Here is a 17,552-nt window from a genome sequence, read left to right as displayed (position 1 = left end):
ACTATAGACCCCGCCAGCGCCATGGGCTGGGAGGGGCGAATGATTTGTGATCCAGCCACAAGTCCAGTGTGGGCGCGGGCTTGCTCGCGAAGGCGATGTATCAGGCGCCGCGCCTCTGCCGGCGCGCACCGGTGATGGTGCACAGATGACGCAACGTACGACGAAGCCAGATCAGGTCGTGCCGTGATTTTTGCTGCACCGCTGGTGCCTTGGTGTTGCCAATGTGCCGGGCAAAGTCCGCCGCGAGTGTTTCTTCTGTGCCAATCCCTTTGAGTTTCTTCACAAGCCTGCCGTTCTTGTAGAACAGCACCGTCGGCGTTCCCGTGACCAGCGGATGGCGCGGCGACTCACGGGTATTGAGCATGTAGATGTTGGCACGATGGCGATACGGCTCGGCAGTCTGACGAAAAATCGGCCCGGCCCTTTCGCAGGCGGGGCAGTGTTCGTTGGCGAAGTACAGGATGACCGGCCGCCAGGTTTTCAGGGCTTTACGGTAAATGGCAGGCAAGTCCGAACGACGAGTTGTCGTTTGCATGGAAACCTCCTTGTTCAACGAGTGAGCGCGACTGCAACGTTAACCCCCATCGAACCCTCTCATCTACTGTCAGAGTTGACAGGCAGGCATCACTAAAGCAGTGCGCTCGCTTGATCACGGTGCACCCGAATGTTGCCCGAGTACCCGCCCATGTGTGGCCCTCGGTAGCGTTGGGCAGTGGCACCTCACGTAGCGCCTAATGCCGCACATCATGCATCCCTTTGATTCTTCAAGCATTTCAATCCATTGCAGATTCCTGGCGAATCCTGTGGCACACTTTCTGCTATCTATTCCGTAGTAACAAACCAGGTTCCGTTGTAGCGGAATAAACAGTCTCAGGAGTGCTTGCCATGCATCGCCGACCTTCCTTGTTCAAAGCGTGTGTTTTTGTTCTTGCAGCTTCTTCAACTGTCATGGGCCTGGCTCAGGCCGCCGACAGCAAGCTCGACAGTGTGCTGGCCCGCGGAAAACTGATTGTGGGCACCGGCAGCACCAATGCGCCTTGGCACTTTCAGGGCGCGGACGGCAAGTTGCAGGGCTTTGATATCGACATCGCCAGGATCGTGGCCAAAGGGCTGTTCAACGACCCGGGCAAAGTCGAGTTCGTGGTGCAGTCGTCCGATGCGCGGATCCCCAATCTGCTCACCGACAAAGTCGATATGAGTTGCCAGTTCATCACCGTGACAGCCAGCCGCGCCCAACAAGTTGCCTTCACCCTGCCGTATTACCGCGAAGGTGTTGGCTTGCTGCTGCCGAACAACAGCAAGTACAAGGAAATCGAAGACCTGCAAGCCGCGGGCGACAGCGTGACGGTCGCGGTGCTGCAAAACGTATACGCCGAAGAACTGGTGCATCAGGCATTGCCCAAAGCTAAGGTCGATCAGTACGACAGCGTCGATCTGATGTATCAGGCCGTGAACTCCGGCCGCGCCGATGCCGCCGCCACCGACCAGTCCTCGGTCAAATACCTGATGGTGCAGAACCCTGGCCGCTATCGCAGCCCGAGCTATGCCTGGAGCCCGCAGACCTACGCGTGCGCCGTCAAACGTGGCGATCAGGATTGGTTGAACTTCGTCAACACGGCGTTGCATGAAGCCATGACCGGCGTTGAATTCCCGACTTACGCGGCGTCGTTCAAGCAATGGTTCGGTGTTGACCTGCCATCGCCCGCCATCGGTTTCCCTGTCGAATTCAAATGATCCTGTGAGAGTGGGGCGCCCATAACGCGCCCCGCTCAAGGTACTGCTGACCATGAACTATCAGTTGAACTTTGCCGCCGTGTGGCGCGATTTCGACACCTTGCTGGCGGGGCTGGGTCTGGGCCTTGAACTGGCGCTGGTGTCGATCGCCATCGGTTGCGTGATCGGCCTGCTGATGGCGTTTGCCTTGCTGTCCAGGCATCGCGCCTTGCGGGTGCTGGCCTCGGTGTACGTCACGGTGGTGCGTAATACGCCGATCCTGGTGTTGATTCTGTTGATCTACTTTGCGTTGCCGAGCCTGGGGATCCGGCTGGACAAGATCCCGTCGTTCATCATCACCCTGTCGTTGTATGCCGGGGCGTACCTGACCGAAGTGTTCCGGGGTGGCTTGCTGAGCATTCCCAAAGGCCAGCGCGAAGCCGGGCTGGCGATCGGCCTCGGTGAATGGCAGGTCAAGGCCTACGTCACCGTGCCGGTAATGCTGCGCAACGTCTTGCCCGCGCTGTCGAACAACTTCATTTCGCTGTTCAAGGACACCTCGTTGGCTGCCGCGATTGCGGTGCCGGAGCTGACCTATTACGCGCGCAAGATCAACGTCGAGAGCTACCGGGTGATCGAAACCTGGCTGGTGACCACGGCGCTGTATGTCGCGGCCTGTTACCTCATCGCCATGCTGCTGCGTTATCTGGAGCAGCGTCTGGCGATCCGCCGATAGGAGGCAGTGATGTACCAATCCCCCAGTTGGTTGCATGAGTTATGGGTGGCGCGCGAGCCGCTCTGGCAGGGTTTTCTGACCAGTGTGCAGGTGTCGGCGCTGGCGATTTTGTTCGGCACGATGCTCGGCGTCGTCGCGGGTCTGGTGCTGACCTACGGCAAGTTCTGGATGCGCGCACCGTTTCGTTTTTACGTCGACATCATTCGCGGTACGCCGGTGTTTGTATTGGTGCTGGCCTGCTTCTATATGGCACCGGCGCTGGGCTGGCGGATCAGCGCTTTTCAGGCCGGCGCGTTGGGCCTGACGCTGTTCTGTGGCTCCCACGTTGCCGAGATCGTACGCGGTGCGTTGCAAGCCTTGCCTCGCGGCCAGATGGAAGCGGGCAAAGCCATTGGCCTGACGTTTTATCAATCCCTCGGCTACGTGCTGTTACCCCAAGCGCTGCGGCAGATTCTGCCGACCTGGGTCAACTCGTCCACCGAAATCGTCAAGGCGTCGACCTTGCTGTCGGTGATCGGCGTGGCCGAATTGCTGCTCAGCACCCAACAGATCATCGCTCGGAACTTCATGACACTGGAGTTCTACCTGTTCGCCGGTTTTCTGTTCTTCGTCATCAACTTCGGCATCGAATTACTCGGCCGGCACATTGAAAAACGGGTGGCCTTGCCATGACAGACGCTCCAGTTTCCAACGTACAAAACGGCCAGCCACTGCTGGACATCCGTGGCCTGCACAAGCAGTACGGCGCGGTCGAAGTACTCAAAGGTGTCGACCTCAGTATGCAACGCGGCAATGTGGTGACACTGATCGGCTCCAGCGGGTCGGGCAAGACCACGCTGCTGCGTTGCGTGAACATGCTTGAGGAGTTCCAGGGCGGGCAGATCCTGCTCGACGGCGAATCCATCGGCTATGACGACGTCAACGGCAAACGCGTGCGCCACGCAGAAAAAGTCATCGCCCGTCATCGCGCGATGACCGGCATGGCGTTCCAGCAATTCAACCTGTTCCCGCACTTGACGGCCTTGCAGAACGTCACCCTTGGGCTGCTCAAGGTGAAGAAAATGCACAAGGACGAAGCCGTGGTCCTGGCCGAGAAATGGCTGGAGCGGGTGGGCCTGCTTGAACGGCGTAATCACTTCCCGGGTCAGTTGTCCGGCGGTCAGCAACAGCGCGTGGCGATTGCCCGGGCCATTGCCATGAACCCGAGCCTGATGCTGTTCGACGAAGTCACCTCGGCGCTCGACCCGGAGTTGGTCGGCGAAGTGCTTAACGTGATCAAGGGCCTGGCCGACGAAGGCATGACCATGCTGTTGGTGACCCACGAAATGCGTTTCGCTTTCGAGGTCTCGGACAAGATCGTTTTCATGAATCAGGGGCGGATCGAAGAACAGGGGCCTCCCAAGGAGCTGTTCGAACGCCCGCAATCACCGCGGCTGGCTGAGTTTCTCAAGAGCACGCGGTTCTAATTTTTGCTTTGTAATCAGGAGAAGTACCCATGAGCATTACTCGATACGGCACCGGCAGCACGGCCGCTGGCGGTCAGCCACGCCCCTTCGCTCGCGCCGTTGAAGCGGATGGCTGGCTGCACGTGTCCGGCCAGGTGCCCGCGGTGGATGGCGAGATCATTGTTGGCGGCATCGTCGAGCAGACCCATCAGACCATGAAGAACCTGATCGCCATTCTCGAAGAGGCCGGTTATGGCCTGGAAGATGTGGTTCGCGCTGGCGTATGGCTGGACGACCCGCGGGATTTCACCAGTTTCAACAAGGTGTTCGGCGAATACTTCAAACCTGAGCACGCCCCGGCACGGGCCTGCGTACAGGCGAGCATGATGGTTGATTGCAAGGTCGAGATCGATTGCATTGCGTACAAGAGAAAGGGTTGAGAGGGGGCTTGCTCGCCAAAGCGCTCTTACCGTCGATGCGGCACTCTCGGTAAACTCCCGGCACTTTCATTGGGGACTGCAGAAATGACCGAAGACACCATCAAACGCCGGGCGCGTGGCCTGGACCGAGCGTTCGATATCCTCGATTTCCTCAAGGAAATCGGCCAGCCGCTGCGCCCGAACGACATCGCCAACGGCATCGGCAGCCCGAAATCCACGGTCTATGAGTTGGTCGCGTCCTTGTTGGAGCGGCGGATTCTGGAACCGGTGGGCAAGGACGGTCACGTCTATCTCGGCCGGCAGTTGTACTTCCTCGGTCAGGCGCACCTGCGTCATTTCGACCTCAGCCGCGAGGCCGATCACGCCTTGCAGGAGATCGTCAGCCAGACCCGTGAAACCGCGCAGATGTGCCTGCTCAATGGGCGCAAGTACACGGTGGCGTTGATGAAGGAAGGTGAACGGCATTTCCGTATTTCTTCCGACATCGGCGAGAACGCGCCGATTCCGTGGACGGCATCCGGTCGTTTGCTACTGGCGCACCTGAGTGACCAGCAAATCGTCGACCTGATCGACGAAGACGATTACGTCCTGCCCGACGGTGAACGCTTGTCGCTGGAGCTGTTTCTGGCGCAGATCCGTCAGGCCGGTATCGACGGATTTTTTTCCTTCGACAGCGTCGCCGACACCTTCACCCATTGCTTCGCCGCTCCGGTCAAAGACCCTAATGGCGTGGCCATTTGCACCCTGTGCATCGTCGCACCACGGGCCGATGCGAAGAACAATTACGACGACTATCGCCGGGTTCTGATCGAGAGCGCCAACAGCCTCGCCCGGCGAATCAACGAATAAACGCGGCGGCCTGCGGCCGCGGCTGCGAGGAGTTTGACCATGACGACTGCCATCAATACTGCTGCGCAAAAGGGCGATGCCGCGATCGGCGCGCACCTGGCGCGTGACGTCAGCCTGCCGGCGCTGGTGCTGCACCGCGAAGCGTTGGAACACAACATTGGCTGGATGCAAAAGTTTGTCAGCGACAGCGGCGCCGAGTTGGCGCCCCACGGCAAAACCAGCATGACCCCGGCGCTGTTCAAGCGCCAGCTCGACGCCGGTGCCTGGGGCATCACCCTCGCCAGTGCGACCCAAACCCGTGCGGCCTATGCCCATGGCGTACGCCGGGTGCTGATGGCCAACCAATTGGTCGGCACGCCAAACATGGCATTGATTGCCGATCTGCTGGCGGATCCGTCGTTCGAGTTCTATTGCATGGTGGATCACCCGGACAACGTGACCGATCTCGGTGCTTACTTTGCCTCGCGCGGTGTGAAGCTCAACGTGATGATCGAATACGGCGTGGTCGGTGGTCGTTGCGGGTGCCGTAGCGAGCAGGAAGTCATCGAACTGGCCAAAGCAATCAACGCGCAACCTTCGTTGGCGTTGACCGGTATCGAAGGTTACGAAGGCGTGATTCATGGCGATCACGCGGTCAGCGGCATTCGTGAGTTCGCCGCGTCGCTGGTGCGTCTGGCGGTGCAGTTGCAGGACAGCGGCGCGTTTGCCATTGCCAAGCCGATCATCACGGCTTCGGGGTCGGCTTGGTATGACCTGATTGCCGAATCGTTCGAGGCGCAGAACGCGGGCGGACGTTTCCTCAGTGTGTTGCGCCCTGGCAGTTATGTCGCGCATGACCATGGCATCTACAAAGAGGCGCAGTGCTGCGTGCTCGATCGGCGCAGCGATTTGCACGAAGGTTTGCGGCCGGCGCTGGAGGTCTGGGCTCATGTGCAGTCGATGCCGGAACCGGGGTTTGCGGTGATTGCGCTGGGCAAACGGGATGTCGCGTTCGATGCCGGTCTGCCGGTACCGTTGCTGCGTTACCAGGCCGGTGTGGTGCCGGCGGTGGGCGATGACGTCGGCGCGTGCAAAGTGACAGCGGTGATGGATCAGCACGCGTTCATGACCGTAGCGCCGGGCGTTGAGCTGCGCGTGGGTGACATCATTTCCTTCGGCACTTCGCACCCGTGCCTGACCTTTGATAAATGGCGCGTGGGGTTGCTGGTCGACGAGCAGTTGACGGTGATCGAGTGCATGGAGACCTGTTTCTAAGGCTCGCCAAGGCGTCTGCCCAGACACCCTCGATCAAACAGAGACCCACAAAATGACCAGCCTCAGCCCCTTGGGCCCACACCGCCCGCGCATCGCCTTGATTGGCGAGTGCATGATCGAACTGCAGCAACGCGCCGACGGCAGTCTGCTGCAAAACTTCGGCGGCGATACCCTCAACACGGCCGTGTACCTGTCCCGCGCCTTGGGCGATCAGGCTCAGGTTGACTACGTCACCGCGCTGGGCGATGACAGCTTCAGCGACGCCATGTGCCAGATCTGGACCAGCGAAGGCATCGGCCTCGATCTCGTGCAACGCCTGCCGGGTCGTTTGCCCGGCCTGTATTGCATCCAGACCGACGCCAACGGCGAACGGCGTTTTCTCTACTGGCGCAACGAAGCGGCCGTTCGCGATTGCTTCACCACCCCGGCCGCCGAACCGATTCTGGCGGCGTTACCGGATTACGACGTGCTGTATTTCAGCGGCATCACCCTGGCCGTGCTCGGTGCGCAGGGCCGGGAAAGACTGATCGAAGTGTTGTCCGAGGCCCGCCAGCGTGATGCGCGGATTGTCTTCGATAACAACTACCGGCCCCGTCTGTGGGCGTCGTCGGAGGATGCGAGGGCGGCCTATCGCAGCGTGTTGCCCTATGTCGATCTGGCGTTGCTGACGGTCGATGACGACCAGGCGCTGTTTGGTTTTGCTGACGGCGATGCCGTGTTCGAGGCTTACGCGCTGATCGGCACACCGGAAGTGGTGCTCAAACGGGGCGCCCAGGCGTGTCTGATCCGGTGCGACGGTGAGGTGTTTGAGGTGCCGGCGCAAAAGGTCGAAAAGGTGGTGGACACCACGGCGGCGGGGGATTCGTTCAGTGCGGCGTATCTGGCCAGTCGTTTGCTGGGGGGCAGCCCGACGGAGGCGGCCGCGGCGGGGCACCGGTTGGCGAGTCGGGTGATTCAGGTGCCTGGGGCGCTGATTCCGAGGTAAGCGGTGGATGCCGCTTGCTGCGCAGTCGGTCCGCGAGTCGACCCTTCAGTCCCGGTAAAACACCTGCACCAGGTGATAACCGAACTTGCTCTTGATCGGCCCATGGACCGTGCGCAGCGGCTTCTTGAAAATCACCGCGTCGATCGCACCGACCATTTGCCCCGGCCGCACTTCACCCAGATCACCGCCGCGCTTGCCGGACGGGCAGGTGGAAAATTTTTTGGCCAGCACATCAAACGCTTCACCCTTGGCAATGCGTTGTTTGAGCTGTTCGGCTTCTTCGGCGGTTTTCACCAGGATGTGGCGGGCTTGGGCTTTCATCTTGCGATACCTGATAACGGGGTGACGGCGGGCCGCGGATTATGCCTCAACTCAAGGCGTTTGGCTGAGCATCGTGCGGATCTTGCTGGCCAGAAGCTCAATGGAAAACGGTTTGGCCACCATGTCCATGCCGTCCTCCAGAAAACCCTGACGCTCGGCGGCTTTCTGCGCATAACCGGTCATGAACAGCACCTTGAGTCGTGGGTGCTGCTGCCGGGCGATTTCCGCCAATTGCCGGCCGTTCATGCCCGGCAGGCCAACGTCGGTGACCAGCAAATCCACCCGCACGCCGGATTCCAGCAAGGGCAGGGCGGTCTTCGCGTCTTCTGCTTCGAGGGCGTTGTAGCCCAACTCGTTGAGCAGATCGAGCACTAGCATGCGCACCGCCGGATCGTCTTCGACCACCACCACGGTTTCCCCGGTGACGGTGCTCGGGGTCTGCTCAATCGGCTCCATAGCCGGGTGCTCAGGCTCAACGCCATGCAGGCGCGGCAAGTACAAACGTACGCAAGTGCCCTGGCCCGGCAAGCTGTCGAGGCTGACATGCCCGCCCGATTGCTGGGCAAAACCATAGATCATCGACAAGCCCAGGCCGGTGCCCTGGCCGATGGGTTTGGTGGTAAAAAACGGATCGAACGCTTTCGATCGCACCGAAGGCGTCATGCCGGTACCGTTATCGCTGACCGCCAGCATCAGGTAATCGCCAGCCTTGACTGGCTCAAGCGTCGTGATATCGCTGCCGTCGAGATAGACGTTGGCCGTCTCGATCAGTAACTCACCCCCATGAGGCATGGCGTCCCGGGCGTTGATCACCAGATTGAGCAGGGCGTTTTCCAGTTGGCTGACGTCGGTGCTGACCGACCACACCTGATCGGCCAAGCGCAATGTCAGTTCGATCGGATCGCCCTTGGTACGGCGGATCAGATCTTCCAGTGAATGGATCAGCGTGTTGACGTTCAGCGTCTTGCGATCCAGCGATTGTCGCCGCGAAAACGCCAGCAAACGGTGGGTCAGCGCCGCCGCACGGTTGGCGGACGACACCGCGGCGTCGGTGAAGCGCCCGATCTCATCGGTCCGGCCGTTGGCGATATAGCGCTGCATCAGGTCGAGGCTGCCAATGATCCCGGTGAGCATATTGTTGAAGTCATGGGCGATGCCGCCGGTGAGCTGCCCGACCGCTTCCATCTTCTGTGCATGGCGCAGCGCGTCTTCGGCGCGCTCGCGTTCGAACATCTCGTTCTGCAGCCGCTGATTGGCCTGAGCCAGTTGCTCGGTGCGGGCGCTGACGCGCTCCTCCAGGGTTTCGTTGAGGTTGCGCAGGGCCTCCTCGGTTTTTTTGCGCTCGGACTCGTCGATCACAAAGATGTAGAAACCATTGACCGCACCCTCTGCGCCCAGGCGCGGCAAGTAGTTCATCAGGGCATGGCGGTTGCTGCCGTCGCGGTGCGGCGTGTAGAGGCTGAATGAGCAAGGCCGGCCCGCCAGCGCTTCGGCGATATACGGTAGGCGCAGGAAATACGCCTCTTCACCTATCACTTCACGAATCGTGCGGCCATAGAGCTCCTGCGGCGTCTGGCCGTACCAGTCAAGATACGCCGCGTTGTTCAGGCGAAAACGTTCTTCGTGGTCGACATAGCTGATCAGGATCGGCATGGCGTTAATGATCAACTGCAACTCGGTCTGGCTTTGACGCAACGCTTGTTCGGTGTGTTTACGCTCGGTCAGATCGAGCGCGGCGCCGAGGAAGCGTACCGGCCGGTCATGGTGATCCTTGTAGCAGCGCCCGCGAGCAAACACCCAGCGCAGTTGTCCGCCAGGTTGCAGCAGACGATATTCCTCGGCGTATTCGGTGCCGTGGGTGATGCAGTGCTTGATGCTGCGCGCGACCATTGCCCGATCCTCGGGATGCACGCCTTGCAGGTACTCGGTGATTGGCAACTGCCCCGACAGGGCGGGATCGATGCCGTGCAATTGAGCAAAATGCGCGTCGGCAATAAAGCGGTCTTCGCCGATGTCCCAGTCCCAGGTGCCCACCGCATCGGTTGCGGCGAGCGCCAGTTGCAGGCGCTCTTCAGTTTCACGTTGGGCTTTGAGGCTTTCGTCGGAGCGCCGTTGCAGTTCCAGAGCAATACGCCGCCGCTCGTTGGTTTCAATCGCCGTGACCAGAATTCCCGCCACGTTTGCGCTTTCATCGCGGATCGGACTGTAAGTCAGGTCGAGCCAGAAATCGGAATCCTTGCCGTCGTGTTGCAGGGTGAAGCGTCGTTCGCTGTAGGTGCGCACCTGGCCTTGTAGGACGGCGCTGTAAATCGGGTCAGTGAAGTCTCGAAGTTCCGGCCATATCTGGTGGGCAGGCTGTCCGAAAGCGCTCGGATGCTTGCTCCCGGCAAGCAGGGCAAAGCCGTTGTTATAGATCTGCGTCAGCTCCGGCCCCCACAACAGCAACATCGGCATCGGCGAGTGAATCACGATGTCCACTGCCGTGCGCAGGCTCTGCGGCCAGGTACCGGAGGCGCCCAGCGGGCTTTGGCTCCAGTCGGTACGGGCGATCAGTGCCTGGGCGTCATCGGTGGTGGGTACAGCGTTCATTACATCAATCCTGAGCGTCGGTCGGTGAGGCGGCGTCTACTATCCTAGTTCGGTAGACGCCATTTGGCCCGTCGCGTCACGGCACCGGGCCTCTCTGTTCATTGAAAGCTTCGCGGGTGCTTTTTGCCATGGAAATCGATGCACTGCTCAAACAACTGGCGGACCGTCACGGCTCGGACCTGTTTCTGTCAACAGGCGCACCACCGAGTGCGCGATTCGACGGGGTGCTGACGCCGTTGAGCGAACAACGCTTCAAGCCCGGTGAGATAGCCTCAATCGCCAACTCGGTGATGGACGCCGAGCAGCGCCGGGAGTTCGATCGGGATCTGGAAATGAACCTGGCAATTTCTCGAACTGGTGTCGGACGCTTTCGCGTAAACATTTTTAAACAGCGCAACGATGTGTCGATTGTGATCCGTAACGTCAAGCTCGACATTCCGCGTTTCGAGGACTTGAAACTGCCGCCGGTATTGCTCGAAACCGTGATGCTCAAACAGGGGCTGATCTTGTTCGTCGGCGCCACCGATTCGGGAAAATCAACGTCACTGGCAGCGCTCATCGATCACCGTAACCGCCACAGCAGCGGGCATATCATCACCATCGAAGACCCGATCGAATACATCCACCGTCATCAGCGTTCGATCATCAACCAGCGTGAAGTCGGCGTCGACACCCGCAGTTTTCATGTCGCTTTGAAAAATACTCTGCGTCAGGCGCCGGACGTGGTGCTGATCGGCGAAACTCGCGACCGTGAAACCATGGAACATGCATTGGCGTTCGCCGAGACCGGGCATCTGGTGCTGTCCACCTTGCACGCCAATAACGCCAACCAGGCGTTGGACCGGATTATCAATATGTTCCCGGAGGAGCGGCGGTCGCCGTTGTTGCAGACGTTAGGCGTTAACTTGAGAGCGTGTATCTCACAACGACTTGTGCGCACGGTTGACGGGCAGAGGAGGGCTGCTGTGGAAGTAATGTTGGGAACGCCGACTATTAGCGATCTGATAGGCCGCAATGAATTAGGTGAACTTAAAATGATCGTGGAAAAGTCTGGGGCTGTGGGCATGCAGACATTTGATCAGTCATTGTTCAGTCTGTTTGAAGAACAAGTGCTCAGCGAAGAAGAGGCGTTGAAACATGCTGACTCTGTAACTAATTTGAGGTTGAAGATTAAGTTGCAAATGGACAGTGTTAGTCATCGGGAAGAAGGGCATGATGATTGGGGGTTGTTGGAGTAGTTGGGTGTTGGTTTTTTCGTGGCTTACATATTGGCTTATAAATATCTGATGGCTTATCTAGTTGCGAATGGGGTCAACTTTTCAGGCGCAACTAGAGCGCATAAATATTGATAAGGAAATTGTGATGTCATCTGAGGTTGCAGGAAAGTTGTTCAAGTCTTATGGCGTTTTTTGTCAGGAGCATCAGCGTCGAAAGGCGTTTGATGCTGAAGAGCGAGAGCTCGTACTTGCCCAGTTGCGCGATGGACTCAAAGAGCAAGGGGTTGATCCGGTTTATAGCTGGCAGGGTTATACCGTTGAGGTGCGGGCAGGCTCGTCTTTTTATGAGGTGTTCAACCCCGGGCGCGTGTTCTGGAGCAAGTTGGCCAACAACGACCGGATCATGAGTGAGTTGCGTCGCCATCGCGCATTGAATATGGCGTTGGTCAGGGTAAATGAAAAAGGTGGAGTTGAAGTCTTTCGCAAGGAAACTGAAAAATGGCATGAAGTGGATCTTGATAATATTCCTCAGCTCACTTATTTATATAAAAATGTTCTGGTCGTTGGTGATATTGCCAAACAGGCTGGCGGGTATATCTATGACGTCGATTATGTCGATATCGATCAATGGCTCAAGTTTCACGGGCTGCCTGTTCCGCAAACGTTGGCGCAAACGAAGAACCTGATCGGTTATTTTGAATTCAATCCGAAAGTGGATGTGCTCGGCAATTTCTGGACACAGTTGGATGCTGAAGATCATTCGCTGATTGTCCTGTCTGCCGAGCAATGTCGCGCCATACGTCTGGTGACTGCACAATTGGTGGGTGCAGGTAAAAAACTGTTGGATGTCCTGCACCGCAATACTGGACAAACCGCCGTCACCGAAGAGAACGTCGCCGGGTGGGTTGGCCGTGTACTGAGCCACACCTTTGCGCGCGATCTGGCCACGGCTTATCTGCAAAAACTGCAGTGGTTTGGTTCTCAGCCGGGAGACACACCCTCAAATTCCGGTCTCGCCCGGTTATTGGTGACCGCACTTTTGTTAGATGTCGATCCATCAATTGGCGGCAGCGCTGTCTGCAAGTCGATTGCCGGCCTTGAGCTTTACGCACCGAGCAATGTCGGACGCGATTCCAAAACCATATGCCAGGAATTGCAGAGCCTTCTGGTGACCAAGCAAATGGCATCAATCGATTTGGCGCCAGTGGCCGCACACTTGTTGTTGGCGGGTATTGCTCCTGAGTTCCTGGTCAAGGGTATTCCGTCTTCGTTACTGTTGGGTTCAGTAGACTGGATGAGTTATTGCCGCGCCGTGGTACTGGCCGAATCAGTACGCAAGGGCGCCTCACGTGTGCTGAGTTATGAACAAATCGTCGCTTATGCCGATCTGGAGCCCTTAACTGAAGCCCAGGTGCATCTGCGTGACCTGGCCATGATCGGTCCGATGGTCGATTGGGCATTGATCAATGAAGTGGTGACATCGTCTGAATTGGCGAGCAACGGAAAAGAAACCACAGAGCGCGCACTGTCTGCCTTTCAGGGGTATGCGGACCATTTCGTACCGCGTAATGGGCGTCTGCCGGACAGGCGCTTGATCGCAAAGCAGGCGCTGGAAGATGCGGCGCCGCTGTGTGATTTTCTGGAAGATAAAGTACTTCACCAGCATCCGGGCCTTGGGTCGTCTCCGACGGCTGCTTGCATGATCGATTTGCATATGTCTGGCGATCTGTCCGGAGGGGAGTGGGATCGGCCGCAAATCTTCCCGGATAATGTCTATTCCAATATTCCTTCCTTGCACGGTGGCGTGACCAATTACCAGCGGCCAAAACAACATGACCCTTCGGTTGCGAGTATCCACGAAGAGTTTCCCCGACTGCGTCGCCTGCGCCCCAATGACCAAGAGTTTCATCGCCAATTACGGGTCTTTGAGACAAACCTCAATCGCTCGTTGATCGCTACGGTGAAACTGGCGCTTTCCAACATGCCTCATGCAGATCTGCAGGCGTTTTTGCAAGGCACCGTCACTTTCTTTACGTTCCGCGACAACGCGATTGAAACCTCCTCGCATCGTATTGCCGGGCCGCTTACCTATGAAGTGAATTACGAAACACGACAAGGCAAGGATGCCGCTACCGGACGCTTCGGGCTATTGATGTGCGTGAAAAATGGCGCTGAGCTTACCTCTTATGAGCTGTTCACTCTGCGAGGCGAACTGATCAAAAACAATCAACTGGGTAATGAACTGGTCAAGAAAGGCTTGTTTCAGCAACCCGCCAGGATTGATTTCAACGGTGATCTGAAGGCGCACGATGACCCTATCGCCAAATCGTCCTTTAATATTGATTTTTCCAAGTACCTGTATGGCGACAGTTCGGAATTCGTTTCGGGCTCTGGTCAAGCAGTTGCGGAAAAGCTTGGCGTGCTCCATGCCGATTCCACATCGGTAAAGCTGGAGCGCAGTGTTTACAGAAACTTCAGCCATCCACAACTTGTGCGCCTTGCCGAGTTCATCGTCAGTCATCATCCGATCATCAGCTTTGACGAACTGGTGGCGGCGGCTGCAGAGCCAACGGAACTGGAAAGGGAGCGGGCCAAAGGCGAGAAAATCGCCACGTATTTTGTTGATCTGGCCGTGCCTTTCAAAAAGTGCATCGAGGACATTTCAAGTGGTGAGCACAACAAAGTCGTCGATGGCGTCTATGGTTGCCTCATGGATGTCATTGCATTGGGAGGCGCATTCTACGGTGCCGGGGTCAAGGCTTTGAGTATTTCCGCCAAGGCAATCTCTGCGGCCAGCAAAGCTGCGCGGGTGACAAAACTCGTGGTGGCGACCTCCGTATCTGCTTTCAATCCGGTCGATGGAGTGCCAACGGCTATATATGGCGTCAGTAAACTCGTTCACAAGGGTTTGCTGCGATTCAGCAAGCCCACGCTGGAACTTCTGGGACTGGCCAAATCTCAATTGGGCACTATGCATGGCAGTAGTAAAGGCAAGAATCTGATCCGCTCAGTCGATAACGCCTCGGCAGCCCAGGGAACATGGCGGCCGAATGCTTCGGTCGCCGACACGCTCACGTGCCTGGCGGCGCGCAATAACTACAAGTGGTATGCACTGGATCGACTGGGCAAGCCTTGGGGGCCAGCCTTGGATAACTTCAACGTGACTGCCAGGATTCAGTTACCACGCATCAATCGAACGCTGCCTGTCAGTTACACGCGACTCTTCCTCGAGCAAAGCCTGCCGCGGGCGCGGGTAAAAATAGAAAGTGCGATCAGTGTGTTGATGAACCATGACTATCGAACTGAGCGTGATGCCCTGATAAAGATATTGATGGGCAAAACGTCCGGCGATGCGGCGAATCGTGTGTTGGATTATCTGCGGGCGATCAGGGCTGATTTGCCGGCGTTTCCATCAGCAACTTTGTTCTCGACCCGCTCAAGCAGACGAACGATATCGCTGAGTTCGATCCGCAGGCTTACAAGCAATGGAAACGTACCGGTGGGGAGAACCCGATTGCGTTCATCCATATCAATACGCCAAATATCAATCGACAGTTTATCGATAAAGGCATGAACCATGACGTCGTGGCGGATGATGTGATCCACGAGCTATTTCATGGCGTCGCACAGAACCATGATGTTGGCTATGCCCAGGAGGTCGCTGACGCTGCCAGGGCGGGGCAGCAGCTGGACGTGACTGCACTGCTCAATCTTGCCTTGGGGCGACTGCCGGTTGCAGATTCCGACAGCCTCTTGCACCCAAGTGCCATGGCCTTTGAAAACGCTGATTCCCTGGCGGTACTCACTTCGCTTCTTGGTCAGATGAGCATTGATAAAGCGACCTTCGAAAGCAATCTGAAAGTACTGCGCGAAGCCGTTGAAAAAAATGAAGGTAGCACCGTTGCCGGCCCTGTATTGATCAGGCTGAACGTCGCCACTACACACGATTTAACTGATCCGCCCCTGGAAGAAGGCTGGAGCAGACCGGTGTCGCAATCGGGTTCGAATATCTTTAACTAGGTCTCCAGCTCAGGCCGATCCCGAAACTGCTCCAGTGCTTCGGGATTGGCCAGTGCATCGGTGTTTTTCACCGGCCGCCCATGTACCACCTCGCGCACGGCCAGCTCCACAATCTTGCCGCTGATGGTGCGTGGAATGTCCGTGACCGCAACGATCTTCGCCGGCACATGCCTGGGTGTGGTGTTGGCGCGGATCATCTGACGAATGCGCTGCTGCAGCGCCTCATCCAGTGCCAGCCCTTCACGCAAGCTGACAAACAGCACCACCCGCACGTCATCGCGCCACAGCTGACCGATGGCGACGCTGTCGAGCACCTCGGCGATTTTCTCGACCTGTCGATAGATCTCCGCCGTGCCGATGCGCACCCCTCCCGGATTGAGTACTGCGTCGGAGCGGCCATGGATCAGCATTGCACCGTGATGCCGTTGTTCGGCGTAATCGCCCTGTGCCCAGACACCGGGAAACTGGCTGAAATACGATTGGTGCAGTTTTGTTCCGTCCCTGTCATTCCACAGACCGATCGGCATGGCCGGGAAATGCCGGGTGCAGACCAGTTCACCTTTTTCGCCAATCACTGGCTGGCCGACGTCATTCCAGACTTCAACGGCCATGCCCAGGCTCTTGCCCATGATTTCGCCACGACGCACCGCCGACATTGGATTGCCATTGACGAAGCACGAGACGATATCGGTGCCACCAGACATCGACGCCAGGCACACGTCAGGTTTGAAGTCGCGGTAAACGAAATCGTAGCTTTGTGGCGATAGCGCCGAACCTGTGCAAAGCAGCATCTTCAGGCTACCCAGATCATGACTTTCCCGGGGTTTTGCGCCGCTGCTTTCAAGGGTCGCAAGGAACTTGGGGCTGGTGCCGAACACGCTGATACGTTCTTCGTCGAGCAGGCTCAGCAAACGTTGATTGTCCGGATGAAACGGTGAACCGTCATAGAGCACCACGGCGCTGCCAACGGCGAGCGCCGATACCAGCCAGTTCCACATCATCCAGCCGCACGTTGTGTAGTAAAACAGCCGATCCCCGGGGCCAAGATCACAATGCAGAGCGTGTTCCTTGACGTGTTGTATCAGCACGCCGCCAGTGCTGTGGACAATACATTTCGGCACACCGGTGGTGCCGCTGGAATACAGCACGTAAAGCGGATGATGGAAGGGCACCGGGACAAAATCCGGTTCGCCACCGATTTGATAAAAGTCATCCCACAGGGTCACTTCAGCCTGCGTCCGGTAAGACTCGACGCGGGCTTGCGGCCGGGCATAAGGCACGATAATCAACTGCCTCAATGTGGGCAGTTGCTCGAGTATCCCGTTGATTTTGTCGGTCTGGTCGATCGCTTTGCCGGCATAGCGATAGCCCGCGCAGGTGAGCAGCACTTTCGGTTCGATCTGGCCGAAGCGGTCAATGACCCCGTGGGTGCCGAAGTCTGGTGAAGAGCACGACCAGATCGCCCCGAGGCTGGTGGTGGCCAGCATCGCAATCAGCGTCTGCCAAGTGTTGGGCATGCACGCGGCGACCCGGTCGCCGAGGCCGACGCCCGCCGCTTGCAGGCTGGCTTGAAATCCGGCGACGTGTTGGGCCAGTTCGGCCCAGGTCAACTGTTCACGTTGACCGTTTTCCGCCACCGCGACGACTGCCACGGCATCATCGCGGCGACGCAACAGGTGTTCGGCGAAGTTCAGGGTGGCGCCCGGAAACCACTCGGCGCTGGGCATTTGCGCACCTTCGCGCAGCACGGCATCGGGCTGGTCATGAAAGTGGATATCGAAGAAATCGACGATGGCCTGCCAGAATGCTTCGCGCTGATCGATGCTCCATTGGTGCAGGGCCGGGTAGTCGTCCAGGTTCAGCGAATGGCGCTGATTGGCGAAACGCCGGAACGCGTCCATGCGCGAATCGGCGATACGTTTGGCGTCGGGTTGCCAGAGGATGTCGGACATTGTGTGCCTCTTGTTTTCTGAAGGTATCGCG

The 17,552-nt window shown here is 58.0% G+C and carries 15 protein-coding genes; 11 read left to right on the top strand and 4 right to left on the bottom strand.

All coding sequences use genetic code 11. From position 1 onward, the window contains the following. Positions 1-100: 100 nt before the first annotated feature. Complete coding sequence (locus AACY18_RS20645) at positions 101-535, bottom strand: thioredoxin family protein (protein WP_339433133.1); 435 nt, start codon at positions 533-535, stop codon at positions 101-103. Between the two features lie 350 nt (positions 536-885). On the opposite strand from AACY18_RS20645, the gene AACY18_RS20640 reads away from it, so the two are divergent. The 8 genes from AACY18_RS20640 to AACY18_RS20605 all read left to right on the top strand — a co-directional run bounded on the left by AACY18_RS20640 (position 886) and on the right by AACY18_RS20605 (position 7,422). Next, positions 886-1,734: a transporter substrate-binding domain-containing protein gene (locus tag AACY18_RS20640; RefSeq protein ID WP_339433134.1), complete on the top strand. Its 849-nt coding sequence runs from the start codon at positions 886-888 to the stop codon at positions 1,732-1,734. 52 nt (positions 1,735-1,786) lie between these two features. Beyond that, positions 1,787-2,449 (top strand): amino acid ABC transporter permease, encoded by a 663-nt coding sequence (locus tag AACY18_RS20635; RefSeq protein ID WP_038368362.1) that lies wholly within the window; start codon positions 1,787-1,789, stop codon positions 2,447-2,449. Between the two features lie 9 nt (positions 2,450-2,458). Continuing rightward, positions 2,459-3,121, top strand: a complete 663-nt coding sequence (locus tag AACY18_RS20630) for an amino acid ABC transporter permease (RefSeq protein WP_339433135.1) — start codon at positions 2,459-2,461, stop codon at positions 3,119-3,121. Next, positions 3,118-3,915: an amino acid ABC transporter ATP-binding protein gene (locus tag AACY18_RS20625; protein WP_339465937.1), complete on the top strand. Its 798-nt coding sequence runs from the start codon at positions 3,118-3,120 to the stop codon at positions 3,913-3,915. Before AACY18_RS20630 ends, AACY18_RS20625 begins: the two co-directional genes overlap by 4 nt. Before the next feature lie 29 nt (positions 3,916-3,944). Beyond that, on the top strand, positions 3,945-4,334 hold the full coding sequence (locus AACY18_RS20620) for a RidA family protein (protein ID WP_339433137.1): 390 nt from the start codon (positions 3,945-3,947) through the stop codon (positions 4,332-4,334). Positions 4,335-4,418: 84 nt separating this feature from the next. Further along, a complete protein-coding gene (locus tag AACY18_RS20615) occupies positions 4,419-5,183 on the top strand; it encodes an IclR family transcriptional regulator (RefSeq protein ID WP_339465936.1) in 765 nt (254 codons plus the stop codon). Positions 5,184-5,222: 39 nt separating this feature from the next. Next, positions 5,223-6,437 carry an amino acid deaminase gene (locus tag AACY18_RS20610; protein ID WP_339465935.1) on the top strand — a complete coding sequence of 405 codons (1,215 nt, stop codon included), beginning with the start codon at positions 5,223-5,225 and terminating at the stop codon, positions 6,435-6,437. A 52-nt stretch (positions 6,438-6,489) separates the two neighbouring features. Further along, positions 6,490-7,422: a sugar kinase gene (locus AACY18_RS20605; protein WP_339433140.1), complete on the top strand. Its 933-nt coding sequence runs from the start codon at positions 6,490-6,492 to the stop codon at positions 7,420-7,422. Positions 7,423-7,467: 45 nt separating this feature from the next. Here the strand turns inward: AACY18_RS20605 and AACY18_RS20600 are convergent, their stop codons facing one another. After that, complete coding sequence (locus AACY18_RS20600; protein WP_007912322.1) at positions 7,468-7,743, bottom strand: peptidylprolyl isomerase; 276 nt, start codon at positions 7,741-7,743, stop codon at positions 7,468-7,470. 51 nt (positions 7,744-7,794) lie between these two features. Then, complete coding sequence (locus AACY18_RS20595; protein ID WP_339465932.1) at positions 7,795-10,332, bottom strand: PAS domain-containing hybrid sensor histidine kinase/response regulator; 2,538 nt, start codon at positions 10,330-10,332, stop codon at positions 7,795-7,797. Positions 10,333-10,460: 128 nt separating this feature from the next. Between AACY18_RS20595 and AACY18_RS20590 the strand changes: the two genes are divergently transcribed. The 3 genes from AACY18_RS20590 (at position 10,461) to AACY18_RS20580 (ending at position 15,569) form a co-directional block, all read left to right on the top strand. Then, complete coding sequence (locus AACY18_RS20590) at positions 10,461-11,570, top strand: PilT/PilU family type 4a pilus ATPase (protein WP_339465931.1); 1,110 nt, start codon at positions 10,461-10,463, stop codon at positions 11,568-11,570. Positions 11,571-11,694: 124 nt separating this feature from the next. Beyond that, a complete protein-coding gene (locus AACY18_RS20585) occupies positions 11,695-15,123 on the top strand; it encodes a hypothetical protein (RefSeq protein WP_339465930.1) in 3,429 nt (1,142 codons plus the stop codon). Further along, entirely contained in the window at positions 15,120-15,569 is a 450-nt protein-coding gene (locus AACY18_RS20580; RefSeq protein WP_339465929.1) for a hypothetical protein, read from the top strand. Before AACY18_RS20585 ends, AACY18_RS20580 begins: the two co-directional genes overlap by 4 nt. On the opposite strand, the gene AACY18_RS20575 is transcribed toward AACY18_RS20580, so the two are convergent. Next, positions 15,566-17,521: an acetoacetate--CoA ligase gene (locus tag AACY18_RS20575; protein ID WP_339465927.1), complete on the bottom strand. Its 1,956-nt coding sequence runs from the start codon at positions 17,519-17,521 to the stop codon at positions 15,566-15,568. The genes AACY18_RS20580 and AACY18_RS20575 overlap by 4 nt on opposite strands. Positions 17,522-17,552: the final 31 nt, after the last annotated feature.

The sequence above is a fragment of the Pseudomonas sp. EA_65y_Pfl2_P74 genome (assembly GCF_963970575.1).
Taxonomy (GTDB): domain Bacteria; phylum Pseudomonadota; class Gammaproteobacteria; order Pseudomonadales; family Pseudomonadaceae; genus Aquipseudomonas; species Aquipseudomonas baetica_A.
This window is presented reverse-complemented; position numbering and strand designations above follow the sequence as displayed.